This is a genomic window from Dactylosporangium sp. NPDC051087 (assembly GCF_055586325.1).
Genome location: NZ_JBVJIJ010000015.1, coordinates 1 through 17,272, shown reverse-complemented (window position 1 = coordinate 17,272; position 17,272 = coordinate 1). Strand labels below are relative to the sequence as shown.

General features: G+C 74.6%; 17 protein-coding genes. 13 read left to right on the top strand and 4 right to left on the bottom strand.

Going from position 1 to position 17,272, the window contains the following annotated elements; translation table 11 throughout:
• Positions 1 to 35: 35 nt before the first annotated feature.
• Positions 36 to 944: an SDR family NAD(P)-dependent oxidoreductase gene (locus ACZ6TV_RS27450; protein ID WP_465300149.1), complete on the top strand. Its 909-nt coding sequence runs from the start codon at positions 36 to 38 to the stop codon at positions 942 to 944.
• On the opposite strand, the gene ACZ6TV_RS27445 is transcribed toward ACZ6TV_RS27450, so the two are convergent.
• Genes ACZ6TV_RS27445 through ACZ6TV_RS27435 form a run of 3 tightly spaced genes read right to left on the bottom strand, consistent with a single transcriptional unit; the run spans position 939 to position 4,198 of the window.
• Positions 939 to 1,721 (bottom strand): enoyl-CoA hydratase-related protein, encoded by a 783-nt coding sequence (locus tag ACZ6TV_RS27445; RefSeq protein ID WP_465300148.1) that lies wholly within the window; start codon positions 1,719 to 1,721, stop codon positions 939 to 941. The genes ACZ6TV_RS27450 and ACZ6TV_RS27445 overlap by 6 nt on opposite strands.
• Entirely contained in the window at positions 1,718 to 2,929 is a 1,212-nt protein-coding gene (locus tag ACZ6TV_RS27440) for an acetyl-CoA C-acetyltransferase (RefSeq protein WP_465300147.1), read from the bottom strand. The genes ACZ6TV_RS27445 and ACZ6TV_RS27440 overlap by 4 nt, the downstream gene beginning before the upstream one ends.
• Positions 2,930 to 2,950: 21 nt before the next feature.
• Positions 2,951 to 4,198: a CoA transferase gene (locus tag ACZ6TV_RS27435; protein ID WP_465300146.1), complete on the bottom strand. Its 1,248-nt coding sequence runs from the start codon at positions 4,196 to 4,198 to the stop codon at positions 2,951 to 2,953.
• A gap of 84 nt (positions 4,199 to 4,282) precedes the next feature.
• Between ACZ6TV_RS27435 and ACZ6TV_RS27430 the strand changes: the two genes are divergently transcribed.
• From ACZ6TV_RS27430 to ACZ6TV_RS27410, 5 genes are read left to right on the top strand one after another with little or no spacing between them, the layout of a single operon-like run.
• Positions 4,283 to 4,861, top strand: a complete 579-nt coding sequence (locus ACZ6TV_RS27430) for a flavin reductase family protein (protein ID WP_465300407.1) — start codon at positions 4,283 to 4,285, stop codon at positions 4,859 to 4,861.
• On the top strand, positions 4,858 to 6,354 hold the full coding sequence (locus ACZ6TV_RS27425; RefSeq protein WP_465300145.1) for a 4-hydroxyphenylacetate 3-hydroxylase family protein: 1,497 nt from the start codon (positions 4,858 to 4,860) through the stop codon (positions 6,352 to 6,354). The genes ACZ6TV_RS27430 and ACZ6TV_RS27425 overlap by 4 nt, the downstream gene beginning before the upstream one ends.
• Entirely contained in the window at positions 6,354 to 7,742 is a 1,389-nt protein-coding gene (locus ACZ6TV_RS27420) for a UbiD family decarboxylase (RefSeq protein ID WP_465300144.1), read from the top strand. The genes ACZ6TV_RS27425 and ACZ6TV_RS27420 overlap by 1 nt, the downstream gene beginning before the upstream one ends.
• Positions 7,739 to 9,205 (top strand): aldehyde dehydrogenase family protein, encoded by a 1,467-nt coding sequence (locus ACZ6TV_RS27415; protein ID WP_465300143.1) that lies wholly within the window; start codon positions 7,739 to 7,741, stop codon positions 9,203 to 9,205. The genes ACZ6TV_RS27420 and ACZ6TV_RS27415 overlap by 4 nt, the downstream gene beginning before the upstream one ends.
• On the top strand, positions 9,202 to 9,660 hold the full coding sequence (locus tag ACZ6TV_RS27410; protein WP_465300142.1) for a hypothetical protein: 459 nt from the start codon (positions 9,202 to 9,204) through the stop codon (positions 9,658 to 9,660). Before ACZ6TV_RS27415 ends, ACZ6TV_RS27410 begins: the two co-directional genes overlap by 4 nt.
• Here the strand turns inward: ACZ6TV_RS27410 and ACZ6TV_RS27405 are convergent.
• Positions 9,654 to 10,397, bottom strand: coding sequence for a maleate cis-trans isomerase family protein (locus ACZ6TV_RS27405; protein WP_465300141.1), 744 nt, complete (start codon positions 10,395 to 10,397; stop codon positions 9,654 to 9,656). The two genes, ACZ6TV_RS27410 and ACZ6TV_RS27405, sit on opposite strands and share 7 nt — an antisense overlap.
• A gap of 81 nt (positions 10,398 to 10,478) precedes the next feature.
• On the opposite strand from ACZ6TV_RS27405, the gene ACZ6TV_RS27400 reads away from it, so the two are divergent.
• The 7 genes from ACZ6TV_RS27400 to ACZ6TV_RS27370 all read left to right on the top strand — a co-directional run bounded on the left by ACZ6TV_RS27400 (position 10,479) and on the right by ACZ6TV_RS27370 (position 17,176).
• Positions 10,479 to 11,084, top strand: a complete 606-nt coding sequence (locus tag ACZ6TV_RS27400) for a MarR family winged helix-turn-helix transcriptional regulator (RefSeq protein ID WP_465300140.1) — start codon at positions 10,479 to 10,481, stop codon at positions 11,082 to 11,084.
• A gap of 83 nt (positions 11,085 to 11,167) precedes the next feature.
• A complete protein-coding gene (locus ACZ6TV_RS27395; RefSeq protein WP_465300139.1) occupies positions 11,168 to 13,276 on the top strand; it encodes an MmgE/PrpD family protein in 2,109 nt (702 codons plus the stop codon).
• Entirely contained in the window at positions 13,273 to 13,923 is a 651-nt protein-coding gene (locus ACZ6TV_RS27390; RefSeq protein ID WP_465300138.1) for a cysteine hydrolase family protein, read from the top strand. The genes ACZ6TV_RS27395 and ACZ6TV_RS27390 overlap by 4 nt, the downstream gene beginning before the upstream one ends.
• Complete coding sequence (locus ACZ6TV_RS27385) at positions 13,923 to 14,687, top strand: SDR family NAD(P)-dependent oxidoreductase (protein WP_465300137.1); 765 nt, start codon at positions 13,923 to 13,925, stop codon at positions 14,685 to 14,687. The genes ACZ6TV_RS27390 and ACZ6TV_RS27385 overlap by 1 nt, the downstream gene beginning before the upstream one ends.
• Before the next feature lie 11 nt (positions 14,688 to 14,698).
• Entirely contained in the window at positions 14,699 to 15,562 is an 864-nt protein-coding gene (locus ACZ6TV_RS27380; RefSeq protein WP_465300136.1) for a polysaccharide deacetylase family protein, read from the top strand.
• Positions 15,559 to 16,359: an HpcH/HpaI aldolase/citrate lyase family protein gene (locus ACZ6TV_RS27375; RefSeq protein WP_465300135.1), complete on the top strand. Its 801-nt coding sequence runs from the start codon at positions 15,559 to 15,561 to the stop codon at positions 16,357 to 16,359. Before ACZ6TV_RS27380 ends, ACZ6TV_RS27375 begins: the two co-directional genes overlap by 4 nt.
• Positions 16,352 to 17,176 (top strand): HTD2 family dehydratase, encoded by an 825-nt coding sequence (locus tag ACZ6TV_RS27370; RefSeq protein ID WP_465300134.1) that lies wholly within the window; start codon positions 16,352 to 16,354, stop codon positions 17,174 to 17,176. Before ACZ6TV_RS27375 ends, ACZ6TV_RS27370 begins: the two co-directional genes overlap by 8 nt.
• Positions 17,177 to 17,272 lie beyond the last annotated feature (96 nt).

The following is a 17,272-nucleotide window of genomic DNA, read 5'->3' as shown; positions in this document are numbered from 1 at the left end:
AGGCAGACGCCTGGAGCGAAGCGGAAGGTGGCGGCATGACCCTGGTGGGCAAGGTTGTCGCGATCACGGGCGCCGGGCACGGCCTCGGCAGGTGCGAGGCCCTCGAGGTCGCCGCGCTCGGCGGCAGTGTCGTCGTCGCCGAGTTCGACGAGACCGCCGGCGCCGCCGTCGTGGAGGAGATCCGCGCCGGCGGCGGGCAGGCGACCCTCGTCGTCGGGGACGTCGCCGAGATCGAGGTCGCCGACGCGATCGTCGCCGCGGCCGTGGACACGTTCGGCCGGCTCGACGCGGTCGTCAACAACGCCGGGTTCCTCCGGGACCGCACGTTCGTGAAGATGTCGGCGCAGGAGTGGGACGACGTCATCCGGGTGCACCTGCGCGGGCACTACGCGGTCGCGCACGCCGCCTGCGTGCACTGGCGCGACAACGGCGCACCGGGCCGGCTGGTCGGCACCGCGTCGACCGCCGGCCTGCTGGGCAACTTCGGCCAGGCCAACTACGGCGCGGCGAAGGCCGGGATCGTCGCGATGTCCTCGATCGTCGCGCAGGAGATGGCCCGCTACAACGTGGTCAGCAACGTCGTGTGTCCCGCGGCCCGCACCAGGATGACCGCCGGTGCGTACGGCGAGATCGGCGACGGCTCCGAGGGCTGGGACTTCTGGGCACCGGACAACGTGGCGCCGATGGTGGCGTTCCTGTGCGGCGACGCGGCCGGCACGATCTCCGGCAAGGTGTTCGGCGTGCAGGGCGACGTGGTCGAGCTGTACGAGCCGTTCACCAGCGTCGCCTTCGTCCGCAACGGCGAGCGCCGCTGGACCCAGGACGAGCTCGGCGCGGCGGTCCCGGACCTGTTCACGCAGGCGGGCCGGGACCCCGAGGTGGAGAACATGATGGCCCGCCTGCGGTTCTCGATGACGGACCGGACCCGCCGCGCCCGCTCATAGTCCGTTGAAGTCGGGCGGCCGCTTCGCGAGGAACGCGGCGGCCGCCTCAGCGGCGTCCTGCGACCGGGCGGTGGAGACCTGCCGCCGCGCCTCGGCCACCAGGTGCTGGCCGAGCGTCGCCCCGGCCGCCCCGGCGAGGTTCTGCTTGATCGCCGCCACGGCCAGGGGCGCCTTCGCCGCGCACCGCCGCGCGAGCTCGTCGACGGCCGCTTCGAGGTCCGGCACGACCCGGGTCAGCAGGCCGAGGCGCAGCGCGGTGGCCGCGTCGAGCTTGTCGGGCAGCAGCATCAGCTCCCGCGCGCGGGCCTCGCCGAGCAGGGTGGGCAGCAGCCAGGTGATGCCGTAGTCGCCGCTGACCCCGGCGTCCAGGTAGGCGGTGCGCAGTACCGCGTGCTCGGCGCCGACCCGCAGGTCGCAGGCCAGGGCCAGGGCCAGCCCGGCGCCGGCGCAGCCGCCGTTGACCGCCGCGATGCTCACCTGCGGCAGCGCCCGGATCCGCTCGGCGAGCCGCCCGCGCTGCACCTGGGCGGCGATGTCGTCGTCGAGGGGCAGGTCGCGGCGGGCCGTGGCGAACGCGTCGCCGGACAGGTCGCCGCCGACGCAGAAGTGCCGCCCGGCGCCGGTCAGCACGACGACCCGCACGTCCCGGCGGTCCGCCACCGCGGCGACCACCGAGTGCAGCTGGGCGGCGAGCTCGTAGGTGACGGCGTTGCCGCGGTCGGGACGGTTGAGCGTGATCCGGGCGACCGGCCCGTCGACGTCGAGCAGGACGGTCACGGTGCCACCCGCTCGAACAGCGCGGCCAGGCCCTGCCCGCCGCCGATGCACATCGTCTCCAGGCCGTAGCGGGCCTCCCGGCGGTGCAGCTCGTACGCGAGGGTGGTGAGGATCCGGGCGCCGGTGGCGCCGACCGGGTGGCCGAGCGCGATGCCGGAGCCGTGCACGTTGAGCCGGGCGAAGTCGCCCGGCGCGAGGTCCCATTCCCGGGTGACGGCGAGGACCTGCGCGGCGAACGCCTCGTTGAGCTCGATCACGTCGACGTCGGCGAGGGTGAGCCCGTGCCGGTGGAGCAGCCGCCGGGTGGCGGGCACCGGCCCGAGGCCCATGGTTTCCGGTGCGACCCCGGCCAGGGACCAGCCGGCGAGCCGGACGAGGGGCGTGAGGCCGAGCTCGGCGGCGCGCCGCGGGGTGGTCACGACGCAGACGGCGGCGCCGTCGTTCTGCCCGCTGGAGTTGCCGGCGGTGACCGTCGCCGCGGGGTCGTCCCGCCCCATGACCGGTCGCAGCCGGGCGAGCGCCTCGAGGGTGCTGTCGCGGCGCGGGTGCTCGTCGGTGTCGACGGTCTGCGGGCCGCCCTTCGCGGGCACGGTCACCGGCACGATCTCGGCGGCGAACACGCCGGCGTCCTGCGCGGCGACGGCCCGGCGGTGCGATTCGAGGGCCAGCTCGTCCTGCTCGCCGCGGGGGATGTCGTACCGCCGGCGCAGGTTCTCCGCGGTCTCCACCATCCCGCCCGGGACGGGGTGGTCGCGGCCGCCGGCGGTGGTGCGGGCGCGGGCCAGCCGGTCCAGCAGCCCGACCTGCTCACCTGCGCCCCAGCGCAGCCCGGGGGCGTAGTGCTCGACCTGGCTCATGCTCTCCGCGCCGCCGGCGAGGACCAGGTCGCTGACCCCGGTCTGCACCTGCATCGCGGCGGTGAGGACGGCCTGCAGGCCGGAGCCGCAGCGGCGGTCGACCTGGGTGCCGCCGGCGGTGACGGGGAGCCCGGCGTCCAGCGCCGCGACCCGGCCGATCGCGGGTGCCTCGCCGCTGGGGTTGCACTGGCCGAGGATGACGTCGTCGACGGCGGCTGGGTCCAGGCCGGTGCGTTCGACGATGGCGCGGATGACGGTGGCGGCGAGTTCTGCGGCGGTCACGGCGCGCAGCACGCCGCCGAACCGGCCGATCGGGGTGCGCAGCGGTGCGCAGATGACGGCGTCGAGCATCGAGCCGGTCTCCTCACTCAGTCAGGCGACGATGCCGCCGGCGAACAGGGTGTCGATGGTGGCCCGGTCGCGGCCGAGCTCGGTGAGCACGGCGCGGGTGTGCTCGCCGAGGCCGGGGGCCGGCCGCGGCCCGCCGAGGGTGCGGCCGTCAGGCCCGCCGGTCAGCGGCGACCCGGGCGCCAGGTGCGGGCCGAGGCCCGGCTGGTCGAGCACGTCGAAGACGCCGCCGGCGAGCAGGCCGGCCCGTCCGGTGGTGACGATGTCACGGAAGGTGCGGAACCGCGACCACAGCACCGACGCCGGGCGCAGCGCCGCCTCGACGCCGTCGGTGTCCCGGGCCGCGAACCACGGCTCCAGCAGCGCGTCCAGCAGCCGCTGGTGACCGTACCGCTGCTCCTCCTGGGTGAAGTCGGCGCCGAGCGCGGTCTCCACCGCCGCGACGGCCGCGGTCAGCCCGGTCGCGTCGAGCAGGTCGCGCCAGTGCCGGGCGGTCAGCGCGACGATCATCACGTACCCGTCGCGGGTGGCGAACGCGTGCCCGTACGTGCCGTAGACGGCGTTGCCGATCCGTGGCCGGTCTGCGCCGCACACCTCGGCCTCGGCGAGGTAGCCGAGGTTCCCGGCGGTGGCCAGGGCCACGTCGTCGAGCGACACGACGAGGTGCGCGCCGCGGCCGGTCTCCCGGCGGGCACGGTGCGCGGCGAGCAGCCCGGTCGTGGCGTAGAGCCCGCAGGCCACGTCCCAGGCCGGCAGGACGTGCCCGGTCGGGGTGGTGGTGTCGGCGGTGCCGGTGGCGAGCGGGAACCCGGCGGTGGCGTCGGCGGTGTAGTCGACGGATCCGCGGCCGTCCCGCGCGCCGGTGACCTCCACGTAGATCAGGTCGTCGCGGACCGTGCGCAGGTCGTCGTAGCGCTGCCCGGCCCGCCCGCCGGCGTTGGTGAGCACGATGCCGGCCTCGGGGCCGCCGGAGCCGACCAGGTCGGCGAGCAAGTCCCGGCCCGCCTCGGTGCGCAGGTCCAGGGCGATGGAGCGCTTGCCTTTGTTGAGGCCGCTCCAGTACAGGCTGACCCCGCTGGGCGCGAGCGGCCGGCGCCGCCGGTCGGGTGTGCCGCCGATCGGGTCGACGCGCAGGACGTCGGCGCCGAGCTGGGCGAGGGTCATCCCGCCGAGCGGTGCGGCGATGTAGCTGGCCAGTTCGATCACGCGCAGCCCGGCAAGCGGTCCCTGCGCGGCGTCGTCGGTGTGGTCCATTGCGGTTTCCTCGCTCATCGAGCGGATGGAGAAGAGACTTGGTTACTGTACTTAAGTAAGATAGTCTTATACCAGACCTAGACTACAGGAGTCGTTGTGACGATGACGCCGGCCGGCTGCACGCCGGAGAGTTTCAAGGAAGCGATGGGCCGCTACGCGTCCGGGGTCACGCTCATCACGGTGCACGACGCGCAGGGCGACCCGGTCGGCATGACGGCCACCGCGTTCAGCTCGGTGTCCACGGAGCCACCGCTGGTGCTCATCTGCATCCACAGCGCCACCCGCACGTACGAGCGGGTGCTGCGCTCCGGCTACTTCGGGGTCAACCTCCTCGGCGCCGGCGGTCAGGCGATCTCCGACTACTGCTCCCGTCCCGGCGGCACCAAGGTCCTGCCCCCGGACTGGCTCCTGCCCGCTCCACAGTGGACGGCGCCGGCGGTGGCCGGGTCGCTCGCGTTCGTGGACTGCGAGACCTACCGGCACTTCCCGGCCGGCACCCACCACGTCGTCGTGGGCCGGGTGCGGGGGATCGGCCTGGCCCCCACCGCCGACCCGGGCACCGGCCCGCTGGTGCACTACCGGCGCGGCTACCACGACCTGTCTCCAGCCGAACCGCACGTACAGGAGATGACGCGCATGTCCTTGACCGCACCGCTCACCGCGAACGGCAGTCCCCGATGACCCGCAGCGGCGCAGAGTATCTCGAAGGGCTGCGCGACGGCCGGCAGGTGTTCATCGACGGCGAGCTCGTCGGCGACATCACCCGGCACCCGGCGTTCAAGGGCGCCGTCCGCTCGGTCGCGGCCCTCTACGACACCGTCGACGACAAGGCCAACCGCGACCAGCTCACGTTCGCCTCGCCCACGACGGGTGAGCCGGTGAGCCTGGCACATCTCATCCCGCGCTCGGCGGCCGACCTGACCCGCCGCCGGATCGCGCTCAAGACGATGGCCGAGCAGACCTACGGGCTGATGGGCCGCGGGCCGGAGCACGTGGCAGGGTTCCTCGCCGGGTTCGCCGGGCACGCCCACGTCTTCGCCGCCGGCGGTGAGCACTTCGCCCGCAACCTCACGGACTTCCACGCCAAGGCCCGCGACGAGGACCTGTACATGACGTACACGATCCTCCCGCCGCAGATCGACCGCTCGAAGCCCGCGCACCAGCAGGCCGACCCGCACCTCTACGCGGGCGTGGTCGCCGAGCGCGACGGCGGCATCGTGGTGCGCGGCGCGCAGATGCTCGGCACCGGCACCGCGATCTCCGACTACGTGTACCTGAGCAACATCGCCCCGCTGCAGCCCGGCGACGAGGCGCACGCGCTCGCCGCGATGATCCCCGTCGGCGCGCCCGGCGTGAAGATCTACGCCCGGCGTTCCTACGCCGCCGCGTCGTCGAGCCTGTTCGACTACCCGGTCAGCGCCCGCTTCGACGAGACCGACTCGCTGCTCGTGTACGACGACGTCTTCGTGCCCTGGGAGCACGTCTTCGCCTACCGCAACCTCGACGTGGTCAAGAAGCAGTGGTTCGCCACCGCCGGGCACCTGCTGGGCAACAACCAGGCGCAGATCCGCTTCTGGACCAAGCTGGAGTTCCTCGCCGGCCTCGCGCACCGGGTCGCGGAGATGAACGGCTCGGTCAACCTTCCCCCGGTCAAGGGGGCGCTGGGCGAGATGGCCGCGCAGGTCGCCACCGTCGCCGGCCTCGTGCTCGCCCAGGAGCAGCACGCCGTCGTCGACGAGCACGGGGTGGCCTGGCCCGGCCGCGCGGAGTGCTTCGCCAACATGACGCTGCAGCCCGAGCTGTACTCCAAGCTGCTGGTGATGATCCGCGACCTGTGCGGCGGCGGGCTGATCCAGCTGCCGTCCTCGGCGAACGACTTCGCCAACCCGGCCATCGCCGCCGACGTCAACCGCTTCGTGCAGTCGCCGGGTTTCCCGGCCGTGGAGCGGGTGAAGCTGCTGAAATTGGTGTGGGACATGGTCGGCTCGGAGTTCGCCAGCCGCCACCACCAGTATGAGATGTTCTACGCGGGGGCCCCGTTCGTGGTGAAGATGCGGATGTACGACGCCTACGACTTCGGCGCGGGCCGCAAGCTGGTGGACACCATGCTGGACAGCTACGACCTCGGCGGCCTGAAGGACCCGGCCGGTCCGCTCGACGCGGCCCGCGGCTGATGGTGGCGCAGGACCTCCGCAGCGCGTTCGCCGCCCTGGAGGAGCACGGCCGGGCCGTCACCGTCACCGAGCCGGTGAGCTGGGAGTACGAGGCGGCCGCCGTGCTGTGGGAGCTGGCGCACGGCCCGGCGGTCCGGTTCGCCGACGTGCCCGGCTACCGGGTGCCGCTGGTCGGCAACCTGCTCAACACCCGCGACAAGCTCGCCTGCGTGCTCGGGGTGCCCGACGACCGGCTCGGCGAGGTGATCGCCGCCGCGCTCGACACCCCCGTCGCGCCGCGGGTCGTGCCCCGCGAGGAGGCGCCGTGCCAGGAGGTCGAGATCCGCGAGGGCGTCGACCTCACCGGCCTGCTGCCGATCCCGGCGATCAGCGAACGCGACGGTGGGCGGTACCTGTCCGCGGGTGTGCTGCTGTGCTCCCCACCGGACGGCGGCCGGCAGAACCTGGCCATCGCGAGGCTCCAGGTGCAGGGCCCGGACCGGCTCGGCGTCAACTTCGCGCCCACCCACTCGTGGCAGTTCCTGCAGCAGTGGTGGGCGCGCGGCAAGCCGATGCCGGTCGCGGTCGCGCTCGGCTGCCACCCGGCCGTGGTGGCCGCCTCGCAGCTGCTGGTGCCGTTCGACGAGGCGCACGCGGCCGGCGCGCTGCTCGGCGAACCGCTGCGGATGGTGCGCGGGCGCACCGTCGACGTGCTGGTGCCCGCCGAGGCCGAGATCGTGATCGAGGCCGAGCTGCACCCGGGCGACACCGCCCCCGAAGGGCCGTTCGGCGAGTTCCCCGGCCTGTACGCGCCGCTGCGGGACAACCCGGTGCTGCGGGTCACCGCGATCACCCACCGCCGGGACCCGTGGCTGAGCATGATCGTCGGCGGCAACCATCCGGAGCATCTGGTCACCGGCGCGGTGGCCCGGGAGGCGACGCTGCTGCGGGCGGTCCGCGCGGTCGTGCCCGGCACCCGCCGGGTGGTGCTCACCGAGGCCGGCAGCTGCCGCTTCCACGCGGTGCTGTCGATCGAGCAGCGCAGCCCCGGCGAGGCGCGCCTCGCCATGCTCGCCGCGTTCACCTGCCAGGACCTCATCAAGCACGTCACCGTCGTCGACGACGACATCGACCCGGCCGACGCCCGGCAGGTCGAGTGGGCGGTGGCGACCCGGATGCGGGCGCACGAGGACGTGCTCGTGGTGCCGGGCATGAAGTCCAACCCGGTCGACCCGATGTCGGTCGGGCGCACCATCTCCAAGCTCGGCATCGACGCGACCCGCCCCCTCGGCACGGATCCGGAGCGCGGGGTGGTCGCCGACGTGCCGGCCGAGGTCCGCGCCGCGGTACGCGCCCGCTGGGCGGCGCTGCTCGGCGAGCGCGCCACGACCCTCGGAGGAGACCGTTGATCGACGCACCGGCCGTCAGGGACCGCCTGGCCACGCATCCGCCGCGGATCCACATCGGCGGCGCGCCCGTCGCCGGCCTGGCCACGGCGCCGACCGTCGACCCGTCCACCGGCGAGCGCCTCGCCGACGTGCCCGTCGCGGACGCCGCGACGGTCGACGCCGCCGTGCGTGCCGCCGCGGCCGCCCAGCCCGCCTGGCGCGACCTCGGCGTGCCCGGCCGGCGCCGGCTCCTCGAAGCGCTCGGCGCCGCGGTCCGCGAGCACCGGCACGAGCTGGCGATGCTCGACGCGATGGACGGCGGCAACCCGTTCCAGGCGATGCTCAGCGACGTCGAGCGCTGCCTGCACCAGTTCGTCACCTGGCCGGCGGTGGCCGGCATGACCGGCGGCACGACCGTGCCGATCGACCCGCAGGACCTGCACTTCACCGAGTACGAGCCGTTCGGGGTGGTGGCCCGGATCGTCGCCTACAACCACCCGGCCTACTTCGCCATCAAGGCGATGCTGCCGCCGCTGGTGATGGGCAACGCCGTGGTGCTCAAGCCCGCCGAGCAGACACCGCTGTCCGCGCTGCGGCTGGCGGAGATCGCGCAGGAGGTGCTGCCGGCCGGGGTGTTCACCGTCGTCACCGGCGGCGCGGAGGCCGGCGCCGCGCTGGTCGGGCACCCCGCGGTGCGGCGGATCGGCTTCACCGGCAGCGTGGCGACCGGCCTGGCGATCCAGCGGGCGGCCGCGGCGGACGCGGTCAAGCACGTGTCGCTGGAGCTCGGCGGCAAGAACGCGATGATCGTCTTCCCGGACGCGCCGGTGGACGCGGTCGCCGACGCGGTCGTCGCCGGGATGAACCTGGACAGCTGCGGCGGGCAGTCCTGCGGCTCCACGTCGCGGGTCTTCCTGCACGAGGACGTCCACGACGACGTGGTCGAGGCGGTGGCGCACCGGCTGGGCCGGTTCGTCCCCGGGGTCGCCTACGCCGCCGGTACGACGATGGGACCGCTGGTGTCCGCGGCGCACCGCGACCGGGTGGCCGGATTCGTCGCGGCGGGCAAGCAGGAAGGCGCCCGCCCGGTGTACGAGGGCGGCCTCCCGGACCTGCCCGGCGGCGCCTACCTGCCGCCGGTGCTGTTCGACCGGGTCGAGCCGCGGATGCGCATCGCCCGGGAGGAGATCTTCGGCCCGGTCCTGTCGATGCTGCGCTGGTCCGATGTGGACACCGTCCTGGCCGCGGCCAACGCGGTGGACTACGGGCTGACCGGCGCGGTGTGGACCAACGACCTGCGGCAGGCGATGCGCGTGGTGCGTGGCCTGCACACCGGCTACGTGTGGGTCAACGACGTGAGCCGGCACTACTGGGGCATGCCGTTCGGCGGGGTCAAGGACAGCGGCCTGGGCCGCGAGGAGACCCTGGACGAGCTGTACACCTACGCCGAGGTGAAGGCGGTCAACATGAGGACCCGCTGGTGACCGTCACGCTGCTGCGCGCCCCGGTCGCCGCGCTGCCGCCGGGGGAGCGCTGGACCGACGAGTCGGGCGAGGGCCTGGCCCTGCTGCCCGGCGCGGTCCCCGGCGGTCTCACCTGCACCGTCCGCGCCGACTCCGGCACCGGCCGCGGCGCGTTCCTGCTGATGGTCGCCTTCGCGGTGCCACCCTCGGAGCTGGGGCGCTTCGACGACTGGTACGACACCGAACACTCCCCGCTGCTGCTCGCGGCACCGTCGTGGCTGCGCATCCGGCGGCTGCACGCGCCCGAGGTGCCGGCGGGGGAGCGCAACTGCTTCGTCCTGCACGACCTCGCCGACCTCGACGTGCTCGACGGCCCCGAACGCGCCGCCGCGGCCCGCGGTCCGAAGCGCGCGGAGGTGGCGGCCCTTCCGTGGTACGCCACCTCGAAACGCTGGCTTCATACCCCGGTTCAGTAGTCGCGCAGCAGGAACCCCGCGTCGGGGCGCTGGTCGGTGATGCCGGACTCGCGCAGCGCGTGCCACACGGTTGCCGCGTTCATCGCGATGGTCGGCACGCCCAGCCAGCGCTCCGCCTCGGCGGCCAGGGCGACGGCGCCGAGGTTGGTGCCGACCTGGACGAGCGCCTCGACGCCGTGGCCGGCCAGCCCGCGCAGCCCGGCGACGATCCGGTCGGGGGTGACCTCGGCGATGTCGGTGGCCGAGGTGCAGCGCAGTCCTTCGGCGTGCACGACGTCGAAGCCGCAGTCCTGGAAGTATTGTGTGGTGAGCCGGTCCGACTCGGGCTGGTAGGGGGTCAGCAGGCCGATGCGGGTCGCACCGAGACGCCGCAGCCCGGCGATGACCGCGTCCGGGCCGGTGCTGACCGGCAGGCCGGCCCGCTGGGCGACGTCGTCGACGAATTCCGCGCCCTCCTTGACGCCGCGGCGCATGACTTCGGCCGACATGGCGATGACGATGCGGTCCGGGCGCAGGGTGAGCACGTCGCGCAGCGCCGCCCCGAAGGAGGCGTCCATCTGGTCGAGCAGCGCCTTGGCGTCGGCGTCCGAGGCCATCGACGGTTTTGCGATGTATGCGCGGCCGGCGTGGAAGGTCACACCGTACGGGCACAACATGGCAAAGTCGTGTTCGACCATGATGTTCGTCGACGGAATGATGACGCCCCACTTCGCGCGGAACTGTGCTGGAGGTACCATGGCCGCCAGCATAATGATCCTGAGTACTTATTCCTAGTGCTATACTTGAGGCCCTAACCGGGCTGATCCGAGGGGACCCACGTGAACGAGACCGAGATCGCGCTCGCGGCCTGGGAGCAGAGCGGCCAGCCCGAGGCCACCGACCAGAAGACCTACGTGCAGGCGGTCGCCACCGCTCGCTACGTGATCCGCAAGGTGATCCGCATCGTCGACGACGCGGCCCGCGAGCACGGCTTCGATCCCCTCGCCCATCAGGCGCTGATCCAGATCTTCGGGGTGGCCGACGAGCCGCTGACCGTCAGCCAGCTCGCCGAGCGGCTCGACGTGGTGCCGGCGTTCGCCTCGCGGCTGGTGCGCGACCTGGAGCGGCAGGGCCTGGTGGAGCGGCAGCGCACCGACCAGGACCGGCGGATGACCCGGGTGGTCGCCACCGACGCCGCCGCGCCGGTGCTGGCCGAGATCAACGACCAGGTGCAGGCGCACGCGGCGCTGTTCCACCGCCAGCTCAGCGACGACCAGCGGCAGGCGGCGCTCGTCGTCCTCGCGTTCTTCGTCGGCATCAAGAGCGGATCGCCGGTGGGCGAGAGCCTGCGGGCGAGCCTGATGCCGGGCTCCGGCGCGGCGGCGGAGCGCCCCGCGGCCCGGACCGCCAAGGCGCGCAAGGTCAGGGCCGACGCCACGGCCTGACGACGTGATCTACCCGGCCTGGACTTGGTGATCCTAAGTAGTTAACCTTACTTAGGCACTTTAGTCGAAGACTGGGGGCGGTCGTGTTCGCGTCATCGTTCGCCGGGCTCGCGTTGCGGGTCCGCACCTCGGGCGTCGAGCCGTCCGTGCGCTCCCGGGCCGAGGGCGCTCTCGCCGCGGCCCGCCCGCTGTCACCGGACCCGGCCGCCGCCCGATACCCGGCCGGATACACCGACGACGGCAGCGACGCGCTCACGGCCGCGCTGCTGACCGGTGCGCCGGGTGCGCCGGATGTGCCTGGTGCGGCGGATGTGGTGAACGGTCCGGGCGCGTGGGTCTGGCGGGTTTGCGCCGGAGCGCTGGACGGCACAGAGGACGCCGAGCGGGCCACGGTGGCCGCACTCGTCGGCGCCGAACTGGCCTGGCGGCTCCACACCGCGCTCGGCCCCGGCCACACGGCGGTGTGGGACCCGGCGGGCAGCGCCGGCGTCCTCGGCGCCGCCGCCACCGCCGCCCTCGCCCGGGGCGCCGACCACGACCGGCTCGCCACCGCCGTCAGCATCGCCGCCAGCCTCACCTGCGGCCACCGGGTGCATGACGGCACCCCGCTCGGCGACCTCACCCCGGGCTTCGCCTCGGCCGCCGGGGTGCTCGCCGCCACCCTCGCGAAGCACGGTCTCACCGCCTCGCCCACCGCCCTCGAAGGCCCGCGCGGGCTGCTCGCCGGCTACGGCGACCGCACCGCCGCCGAGCACCTCCTCGACGGCTTCGGCGTGACCTGGACCGTCCTCGACGATGCCCCGGCCGCCGCGTCACCCGCCGCGTCGCCGGCTCCGGCCGCCGCGCCGGCACCCGCCTCCGGGGCTCCGGGTGCCGACCTCGCGGCGCGGCTCGCCGAGTTCGGCGCCGGTCTCGATCTCGCGGCCGTGCCCGAGTCCGCCAGGCACGCCGGGCGCCGCGCCGTCGCCAACGTCGTCGGGCTCGCCGTCGACGCCGGCGGGCACCCCGCGGTGCGGACCGTGGCCGCCGCCCTCGACGACCTCGGCCTGCGCGGCGCCGTGCCGGTGCTGGGACAGGGCGCCACCGCGTCGGCGTACGGCGCGGCGCTGCTCATGGGATACGCCATGCACGTCGAGGACTTCGACGACACCCACCTGCGCACCGTGCTGCACCCGGGCGCCCCGGTCGTCGCCGCCGCCCTCGCCGCGGGCGCGGCCACCGGCGCCACCGGGACCGAGATCCTCGCCGGGGTGGTGGCCGGCATCGAGATCGGCAGCCGGACCGCCGTCGCGCTCGGCACCGGGCACTTCGACCGTGGCTGGCACGTCACCGGCACCGCCGGGCACGTCGGCGCCGCCGCGGCCGCCGCCCGGATCCTCGGCCTCGGCGCGGCGCAGACCCGGCACGCCCTCGCCATCGCCGGTGCCCTCGCCGCCGGCGTCACCGAACAGCTCGGCTCGATGACCAAGGCGCTGCACGCCGGTCGTTCCGCGGCCGGCGGGCTGCAGGCGGCGCTGCTGGCCCGGGCCGGCGTCACCGGCGCCGCGGACGCGTTCGGGGGCGCGGGCGGCCTCGGCGACGCGTTCAGCCCCGCCTACGACGCCGATGCCGCCCTCGCCGGGCTCGGCAGCGAGTGGGAGATCGAGCGCAACGCCTTCAAGCCGTACAGCTGCGGCATCGTCAGCCATCCGGTGATCGACACGGCGATCGCCGGCCACGAGGCCGGGCTGCGGGCCCAGGACGTGGAGCGGGTCGTGGTCACCGTGCGCCCGGTCGTGCTGGAGGTGATGGGCGTGCAGGAGCCCCACACGGGACTGCAGAGCAAGTTCTCGGTCTACCACTGTTTCGCCGTCGGGCTGATCGACGGCGGCGCCGGGCCGGCGCAGTACACCGACGCGCGGGCGACCGACCCCGAGGTGGTCCGGTTGCGCCGGACGGTCGAGGCGGTCACCGACCCGGCGATGCCGAAGGACGCCTGCCGCACCCAGGTGTGGCTGCGCGGCGGCGTCACCCGTACGTTCACCGTCGAGCACGCCACCGGCAGCGTCGACGCGCCCATGACCGACGAGCAGCTCGCCGCCAAGTTCACCCTCCTCGCGGCGCCGGTGCTCGGCGAGGACGGCGCGGCCGGGTTGTGGCAGGCCGCGCTGCGGCTGGACACCGACGCCCTGTTCCGGGCGGTGCGGGCGTGACCGCGCCGGAGGTGCTCGGCACCCTCGCCGCGAAGGCCGCCCCCGCGCACACCGCGCTGGTGCTGGTCGACATGTGCAACGACTTCCTCGACCCGGCAGGGAAGACCGCGACCCGCGGCGGCCGTTCACTGGAGCACGGCCGCCGCGTCATCCCCGCCATGCGCCGCCTGCTCGACGCGGCCCGCGGCGCCGGCCTGCTCATCGTGCACGCGCAGCACACCACGCTGCCCGGCCACGCCAGCGACTCCGGCCCGTGGCTCGACGCGCGGTCGCGGGCCACGTTCTCCGTCACCGACCTGTGCGTGCAGGGCAGCTGGGGGCAGCAGATCATCGACGAGCTGGCACCCGGATGGGACGACGTGGTGGTGCAGAAGTACCGCTACAGCGCCTTCGCCGGGACCAGCCTCGACCTGGTGCTGCGCTCCGCCGGGGTGCGCACCGTCGTGTGCGCCGGGGTGTCCACCAACGTCTGCGTCGAGGCGACCGCGCGGGAGGCGTTCAGCGCCGACTACTACGTCGTGCTGCCCGAGGACGCCTGCGGCTCGTGGTCGGTGCCGCTGCACGAGGCGGCGCTGGAGACGGCCCGGCACCGGTACGCCACCGTCTGCACCACCGCCGAGCTCGTCGCCCTGTGGGAGGAAGCCTGATGGACCTGCGACTCACCGGCCGCCTGATCGCCGTCACCGGGGCGGGTGCCGGCATCGGCCGGGCCGCCGCCCTGCTTCTGGCCGCCGAGGGCGCCCGGCTGGTGCTCGCCGCGCGCGACGCCGGCCGCCTCGCCGCGGTGGCCGAGGAGGCCCGCGCCGCCGGCTCGCCGCAGGTCGCCGTCGTCGCGGCCGATATGACCGCGCCCGCAGGAATCGCCGAGCTGGTCGCCGCGGTCGACGGGCCGCTGTGGGGGCTGCTCGCGTGCGTGGGCTCCACCCCGATCGGCACGTTCGACGAGATCGACGACGACGCCTGGCAGGTGGCGTTCACCACGAAGTTCCTCGCCTCGGTCCGTGCGGTACGCGCCGCCGCCGCGCTGATGGACGGCGGCCGCATCGTCGTCGTGGCCGGCAACGCCGCCGCCGACGCGCCGCCCGGCATGGTCACCTCGACCGCGATCAACGCCGCGCTCGCCGGCCTCGTGGCCAGCACCGGCCGGCTGCTCGCACCCCGCGGCATCGGCCTGGTCGGGCTGCACCCCGGCCCGACCCGCACCGGCCGGTACGCCGCCCTGCTGGCCCACCGTGCCGCCGCCGCTGGTGTCGACGAGGACACCGCGGCGGCGACCCTCGCCGCGCAGATCCCGGCCGGGCACCCGGCCGAGCCCGACGACGTGGCCGCGGCCGCCGCGTTCCTGCTCTCCCCGCGGGCGGCGCACCTGGTCGCCACCTGCGTCACCGTCGACGGCGGACAGACCCGGTAACGGAGGCGATCATGACCTGGATACCGCACCGGCTGCCGGCGGACCTGCCGCGGCTGACCGGGCTGCGCGGCGGCACGCTGATCGTCATGCCCGTGCTCAACGTGGAGTCGTGGCCGTTCGACCGGCCGATGCCGCGCAAGCTGCTCACCCCGCCGCACGGCAAGGACAACGTCCCCGACGTGCCCAACTACAGCTGGGTCGAGTACGGGCTGCGGGCCGGCGTCGAACGGCTCGTCACCGGCTTCGCCGAACGGGACCTGCCGGTCGGGCTGAGCGTCAACGCCGCCGTGCACACCGACTACCCGGCCGTGTTCGAGCTGCTGCTGGACACCGGCTGGGACTTCATCGCGCACGGCGTGCGGCAGGAGGCGCTCACCGGCGCCGCCGACGAACGCGCCGCGATCACCGAGTCCTTCGAACTGCTCACCGCGAGCACCGGCCGGCGGCCGCGGGGCTGGATGGGGCCCGGGCTGGCGGAGACCGTCCGCACCCCGCAGGTCCTCGCCGAGCTGGGGGTGCAGTACGTGCTCGACTGGGCGCTCGCCGACCATCCACTGTGGATGAGCACCGATCCGCCGCTGCTCGCCCTGCCGTACAACCTGGAGCTCAACGACAGCGTCGTGGTCGCGGTCGAGCACCAGCCGATGCCGGAATACGTGCGCCGGCTGCGGGACACCGTCGCGGTGCTCAAGGCCGAGGCCGCCGAGCGGGGCGCCCGGGTGCTGGCGCTGCCCATGCACCCGCACCTGCTCGGCGTGCCGCACCGCGTCGGGGGACTCTTCGGGGTCGTGGACGAGCTGGCCGCGGACCCGGCGGTCACGTTCGCCGGGCCCGACGCGGTCGCCGACTGGTTCCGCGCGCAGGTGCCGGCATGAGGGGCGGCAGCGCCGTGCTGTTCGTGCCCGGCAACCGGCCCGAACGCTTCGACCGGGCCGCGGCCACCGGCGCCCTCGTCGTGATCGACCTCGAGGACGCCGTCCACCCGCCCGACAAACCCGCCGCCCGTGCGGCGGTGCGCGAGTGGCTCGCCGCCGGCCATCGCGCCGTCGTGCGGATCAACGGCGCCGGCACCGAGTGGCACGACGCCGACCTCGCCATGATGTCCACTGTGGACGACGCCGCGGTGATGGTACCGAAGGCGGAGGACCCGGCGGCGATCGGCGCGCTGGGCCGGTGGGCCGCGGTGATCGCGCTCGTCGAGACCGCCGCCGGGGTGCTCGACGCGGGCCGCATCGCGCGGGCCACGGGGGTGCGCCGGCTCGCGTTCGGGCACCTGGACCTGGCCGCGCAGCTCGGCGTCGACCCGGCGGACCGCCCGGCGCTCGCCGCGTCCCGCGCCGCGCTGGTCCTCGCGAGCGCGGCGGCCGGGCTGCCGGGCCCGATCGACGGGGTGACCACCGACCTGTCCGACGCGGCGCTGCTGGCCTCGGACACCGCGTACGCGCGCGGCCTCGGGTTCACCGGCAAGCTGTGCATCCACCCCCGCCAGGTGCCGGTGGTCACCGAGGCGTTCCGGCCGGCGCCGGAAGAGCTCGCCTGGGCCGCGCGGGTCGTGGCGGCGGCGGAGGGCGGGGCCGCGGTGGTGACCGTCGACGGCCGTATGGTGGACCGGCCGGTGGTGGAACGCGCCCGGCGCCTGCTCGACCTGTCCGGGGACGGTGCCAATGCCTGAGGTGGTCCTGCGAGCCGGTCCGGTGCGGGCCCTCGCCGCGCTGTTCGACGACGGGTTGCCGGCGCCGGCCCCCGGCGACCCGCTGCCGCCGCTGTGGCACTGGGTCGCGCTGCCGACCTGGCCCGCGGCCGGTGACACCGGCCCCGACGGCCATCCGCGGCACGTGACACCGCCGCATCCGCCCGGCTTCCCGCGCCGGATGTTCGCCGGCGGCACCGTGCGCCTGCTCGCCCCGCTCACCGTCGGCTCGACCGTCGACCGCACGGTCGAGCTGCTGTCGAGCGAGTCGAAGTCCGGCCGGCAGGGCGAGTTCGTGCTGTCCACCGTGCAGACCCGGCTGGTCCGCCAGGACGGGGTGCTCGCGGTCGTGGAGACCCAGGACATCGTGTACCGCCGCCCGGCCGCACCCGCCGAGCCCGCGGCCGGCGTCGTGGTGGAGCCGGCCGGGGACCTCGCGGGGGCGCTGCTGACGGCAGGGCCCGAGGCGGGGGAGTGGACGCTGCGCACCGACCCGATGCGGCTGATGCGGTTCAGCGCGGCGACCGCCAACGGTCACCGCATCCACTACGACCTGCCCTACGCGACCGGCGTGGAAGGCTACCCGGGCCTGGTGGTGCACGGCCCGCTGATGACCCTGTCGCTGCTGGAGACCGTCCGCCTGCGCGACGCCGGTCCGGTCCGCGAGGTGCGGCACCGCAACCTCCGGCCGCTGTTCTGCGGGCAGCCGGCCCAGGTGCGGGGCAGCACCGACCTGTCGCTGTCCACTGTGGACCCGGACGGCACCCCGGCGGTGCACGTCCGGGTGCAGGTCAGCTGATCCCGTATTCCTTGAGCAGGCCGCGGCTGATGATGGTCTTCTGGATCTCGCTGGTGCCTTCGCCGATGAGGAGGAACGGGGCTTCGCGCATGAGGC